The organism is Arsenophonus sp. ENCA (assembly GCF_002287155.1).
In the GTDB taxonomy this organism is placed as follows: Bacteria; Pseudomonadota; Gammaproteobacteria; order Enterobacterales; family Enterobacteriaceae; genus Arsenophonus; species Arsenophonus nilaparvatae.
In genome coordinates this window covers 1-4,759 of sequence record NZ_NHNG01000325.1, presented here as the reverse complement: position 1 = coordinate 4,759, position 4,759 = coordinate 1, and the positions used below count along the sequence as shown (strand labels likewise).

3 protein-coding genes and 3 pseudogenes are annotated in these 4,759 nt (G+C 40.6%); 1 reads left to right on the top strand and 5 read right to left on the bottom strand.

Annotation, left to right across the window (positions count from 1 at the left end; all coding sequences use genetic code 11):
- Nucleotides 1-183 (top strand): transposase family protein (locus CBG25_RS08685; RefSeq protein ID WP_366212660.1); only part of this gene is annotated, 183 nt, incomplete at its 5' end.
- Nucleotides 184-338: 155 nt separating this feature from the next.
- Here CBG25_RS08685 and CBG25_RS08680 read toward each other — a convergent pair.
- From CBG25_RS08680 to nikA, 5 genes and pseudogenes are all read right to left on the bottom strand, one after another.
- Nucleotides 339-1,103 carry a nickel import ATP-binding protein NikD gene (locus CBG25_RS08680; protein WP_290606054.1) on the bottom strand — a complete coding sequence of 255 codons (765 nt, stop codon included), beginning with the start codon at nucleotides 1,101-1,103 and terminating at the stop codon, nucleotides 339-341.
- Nucleotides 1,103-1,477 (bottom strand): annotated as a pseudogene (locus CBG25_RS08675) (ABC transporter permease subunit); the annotation flags it as partial. The pseudogene CBG25_RS08675 and the gene CBG25_RS08680, both read right to left, overlap by 1 nt.
- Before the next feature lie 183 nt (nucleotides 1,478-1,660).
- Nucleotides 1,661-2,128 (bottom strand): annotated as a pseudogene (locus CBG25_RS08670) (ABC transporter permease subunit); the annotation flags it as partial.
- Entirely contained in the window at nucleotides 2,125-3,069 is a 945-nt protein-coding gene (gene nikB, locus CBG25_RS08665) for a nickel ABC transporter permease subunit NikB (protein WP_290606052.1), read from the bottom strand. The pseudogene CBG25_RS08670 and the gene nikB, both read right to left, overlap by 4 nt.
- A pseudogene (gene nikA / locus CBG25_RS08660) lies at nucleotides 3,069-4,441 on the bottom strand (nickel ABC transporter substrate-binding protein); the annotation flags it as partial. The gene nikB and the pseudogene nikA, both read right to left, overlap by 1 nt.
- Between the last annotated feature and the right edge of the window lie 318 nt (nucleotides 4,442-4,759).

Here is a 4,759-nt window from a genome sequence, read left to right as displayed (position 1 = left end):
CCTGAACAAAAACAAGAAAATAAAATAATCTCGGGCATCCGTATTACAGTTGAACACGCCATCGCGGGTATCAAGCGCCTCGGTTGCATGACCCAAATTTTACGGAATCGTAGACCCTTTATTGATGATACCTTCTTACTCCTTAGCGCAGGTCTTTGGAATTTCCATCTCAGAACAGCGTAAAATTTACTTCAATCACCGAAACACCCTTATTTCACTATTAAGCAACACGCTTAATAAAGTAACGGTTTCTCCAGCCTTTAGTGTTAGCGTTATTTGGTTTAAAAGCCGGGGTTGATTGGGATAGCCAAAAGTGACTCTATCAATATCAAGCAATGTCATACAGAGAACCTCAGATCATATAATGCCAGATGAGCGGCTACTAAATTATGAGTAATTTGGTGTTTAGGTGTGTTAAAGATGGTGTTAACGTTGCTATATTCGACAATTTTACCATCGTGCATGACAGCGACTTCATCAGCCAAGCGCGCTACTACTCCCATATCATGGGTGACTAATAACATACCAACCGCTCGAGTTTGGATAGTGTTTTCTAGTAGATCAAGAATATGTGTTTGGGCAACCGTATCAAGATCAGTCGTTGGTTCATCAGCAATGATAAATGGTGCATCACTGAGTATCGCTATTGCTATCATCATGCGTTGTAACATTCCACCACTCATTTCAAAAGGATAAAGTGAAAGTATATGGCTAGCATTTTCTAATCCAACTGACTGTAATGTTATGTTAATCCTCTCGATATCGACAGGTTTGCCAAGTGCCCGGCAGGTTTCTTGAATATGGCTAGCCATTGTATTAAGCGGATTAAAAGCACTGCGTGGATTTTGCATGATGGTTGCGATGTGGCTACCACGTAATTGTTGAGCGGAGGTAATATCTCCATCTAGTAGTAAGCTTCCGGCGGTCTGATTTACGCCCGCAGGTAATATTCCGAGCATGGCGGCGCATGTTAATGACTTGCCACAACCGCTGCTACCAACTAATGCTAACACTTTGCCTTTATTAATGGTGAGTGATACATCTTGAACCAGCAGTCGTTGTGCTTTTAGTGTTATATTTTGTAGCTCAATTTTCTGTGACATTAGCCGTTACGCTCCGCTAGTAGATAAGGATCGAGGTAATCGCGTAGGGCATCGCCAAGTAGATTAAAAGCCATCACCGTTAGAAATAGGGCTAAACCCGGCCACAAAATTTGTAGAGGTTGAGTCCAGATATATTGGCGAGCATCATTGATCATAACTCCCCATTCAGCCGTTGGCGCACTAACACCCAGTCCAAGAAAAGACATGCCTGCCACATGTAACATCATATGACCAAGATCTAAGCTTGCCAAAACCAATAACGATGGAATAATTGCACCGGCTAGGTGATCAATGAATAAACGGCTGTTGCTGGCTCCATACATCCTTGCTATTAGAATAAATTCACGTTGACGCAGAGAAATAACAATAAGCCTGTTGCTCAATAGCAAAATTAATTGTGACTTACAAAAAAACCAGCTATTGATGATAAAATCATCAATTTTTGAATTAAAAATGACCTATATAAGATTAAAAAATAACTTATTTTTGTGTTTTTTAGATGTATCTAACTTGTTTTTATTGAAAGCAGTTTTATTTCACTATTGAGCAACAGGCTTAATGTTTCGCACCATACGTGCATACCAAGCCCAATGTGATAAAGCGATAGCAATGATTACGTTTGTTAGCCCTGTTCCTAAAACGCCGACCATAAAAAATGATAAAATTGAAGTAGGGAACGTCATAAAAAGCTCAGTGGTACGCATCAGGATTTGATCTATTTTGCCACCCAATAACCCAGCGCTGCCACCAATGATTAATCCTAATGACAGTATCAAAATAAGACAGAGTATGACGGAACCTAGCGAAACACGCGTAGCTGCTAATAAACGAGAGAAAATATCGCGGCCTAAATGGTCGGTGCCAAGCCAGTGTTGCTGATTTGGTGGTAGTAGTCGCTGTGTTAACTCGATCGCTTGTGGATCGTAAGGTAGCCACCAGTGGCTGGTAATGGCTGTTATAACCAGTAGTACAATAATGATGATCGCTAAGCGGACAGACCAACGAGTTGAAAGATAAAAATTCATGCATTTCCTCTTTCATGACGTTGGATCCTTGGGTCAAGAATGGCGTTAAGGAGATCAACCAGCAGATTGCATAACACATAAACTACAACCATCATTAAGGTGAAACATTGGATCACCGGATAATCTCGATTAAAAATTGCCGATACGGCATAGCGACCTATACCGGGCCAGGCAAATATGCTTTCAATAATCAGGGTACCACCGATGAGCTCACCAATGTGCATTCCAAGTGCGGTTACTATCGGTAATGATGCATTACGTAAAATATGTCGTCTTTCAGTTTGTTGCTTGTTTAGTCCCCGTAACCTTGCCCAGCTAACATGTCGTTGTCCTGCAACTTCTAACATACTGGCACGTAGCAATCTGGCATTAATGGCTAGTGACATAAAAGCAATAGAAAATGCTGGCAAGATAATATGTTGCCAGCTACCATAACCGAAAGCAGGTAGCCATTTTAGCCACACTGAAAATAACATGATTAATAGAAAGGCTAGCCAGAAATTTGGCATTGAAACGCCTAAAAATGCGATAATACGTACGACAAAATCGGGTAAACGATTACGGTGACGTGCCGCCCAGATCCCTAGGGGTATCGAGGTAAATAAAATAATCAGTAATGCTGATCCAGCGAGTTGCAATGTTGCTGGCATAAATTGTAAAAGATCATTTAGTACAGGACGTTGCGTTGCATATGAAGTGCCAAAGTCTAGATGCAGAGCTTGCCATAACCATGTTCCATACTGCACAGTGAGCGGTTGATCAAGACCAAGCATTATTCGTGTTGATGCCAACATTTCTGGCGTAGGCGGCAGATTTGACAGCCGCAAATAGTCCATGGCTGGGTCACCGGTGCCATAACGCAGTAGGACAAAAACAATTACTGAAGCTGCTAATAGCAACGGTATTAGTAGTAAAATACGCCGTAAAATATAACGTAACATTATGATTTCTCTGGCTTGATTTGCTCAAATGCAATTTCTGTCGATATAGGTGAAAACGGAATATAACCCAATTGTGGACGAGAAATGGACATTAGTGATATATAACTAATTGGCAGATAAACAGCTGAATGATGTAATCGAGTCAGTACATCGGCATATAGCATTTTACGCTGTTGTTCATCTGTTGTTGTCAGGATCTGGGTGATTTCACTATCAATTATCTTTTTATCGGGCAAACCTAATTGAGCTTGATAATCAGCATGTGAAGGAACCCGCATTGAGCTCATAAAAGCGTATGGATCGTAAGGCGCACCCCAGATGCGATTAAAAATCATGCTAAAACGGCCATCGCGTTGACGGGCATAAAAGCTGCTTTCTTCTTCGCCTATTAGTCTTGTATCTACCCCAATTTGCCATAAGTTAGCCTGAATAACTTCAGCCATTGTTTTACCTACTGGTAATATCCAGCCAGCACTATCCAATATTGCTTTAGCTTTCTGCGGATCATACTCTCTGGCCGTGAGCTTGATATTCGCATAAGGTACCGATGGGGCAAACAGGGTATTGGCTACTTTTTGGGTAGAATAAAATGTATTGGCGATCAGTTTTTTTTATCAATAGCATGATTGAGTGCTTCCCGTACTGCTAACTCTTTAGTTGGTGTTCGAGCGGAGTTTAGAGCTAGCATTACCGTTTCAATCGGCGCAGAAAGCTGGGTATGGTATTTTGGATTATGGCTAAATCGTGCAAAAGTTTCAGGTGGTAATAGCCCTTCATTACCATACAGTAATTCGATATCGCCAGCTTCAAATGCGACGGCGCGGCTAGTTGGATCGGGGATCACTTTGATGGTTATTTTTTCTAGAGCCGGTTTTTTGCCCCAGTATCGATCATTACGTAGCAAAATATCATATTGATTAAGTTTTGATGTCTGTAACTTCCATGGTCCAGTACCAATTGGCGCTATGATACCATCCATAGTTTCATGTTTTTTAAACTGCGAAGGTGCGATAAAACGGAAAGGGCGAGGTAAAGATAGCTCCTGTAGGATAGGGTAATAAGCGCTTTTTAGCGTAATTTGTAACTCAGTATTATTTAACGCTTTAACATTGGTTATCTGGTTAGTTAATTCTAGCCAAGCATGACGTTGGCGGTTATTGAGAATAGCCCGAAAGTTTTTTTCGACTGCCTGCACGTTAAAAGGTTCACCGTTAGAAAATTTGACGTCATCACGTAAGGTAAAAATCCACACTCTGCCATCTGAGGAATGCTGCCAACTTTTTGCAAGCCAAGGTTTTACTTGCCCATTAGCTTGATATTTAACCAAGGGCTCATAAATCATACTTTGGGCAAACATCTGGTTTGGGGTGTAGAAAGCCTGTTGCTCAATAGTGAAATAAAACTGCTTTCAATAAAAACAAGTTAGATACATCTAAAAAACACAAAAATAGGTTATTTTTTAATCTTATATAGGTYATTTTTAATTCAAAAATTGATTATTTTATCATCAATAGCTGGTTTTTTTGTAAGTCACAATTAATTTTGCTATTGAGCAACAGGCTTAGTGTAAGATACTCTTGTTTGGCGTTATCAGAAGTCAGCCCATCGCCTTTATCTCATGACACGGTTAGCCGATGGTTAAAAAGTAGATGTTTCCGCCCTAAAGACCTATGGCGATTAGTTGAACCTT

Coding starts and splice junctions, on each gene's coding strand:
- CBG25_RS08680 (WP_290606054.1), bottom strand. CDS start 1,103: ATGTCACAGAAAATTGAGCTACAAAATATAACACTAAAAGCACAACGA.
- nikB (WP_290606052.1), bottom strand. CDS start 3,069: ATGTTACGTTATATTTTACGGCGTATTTTACTACTAATACCGTTGCTA.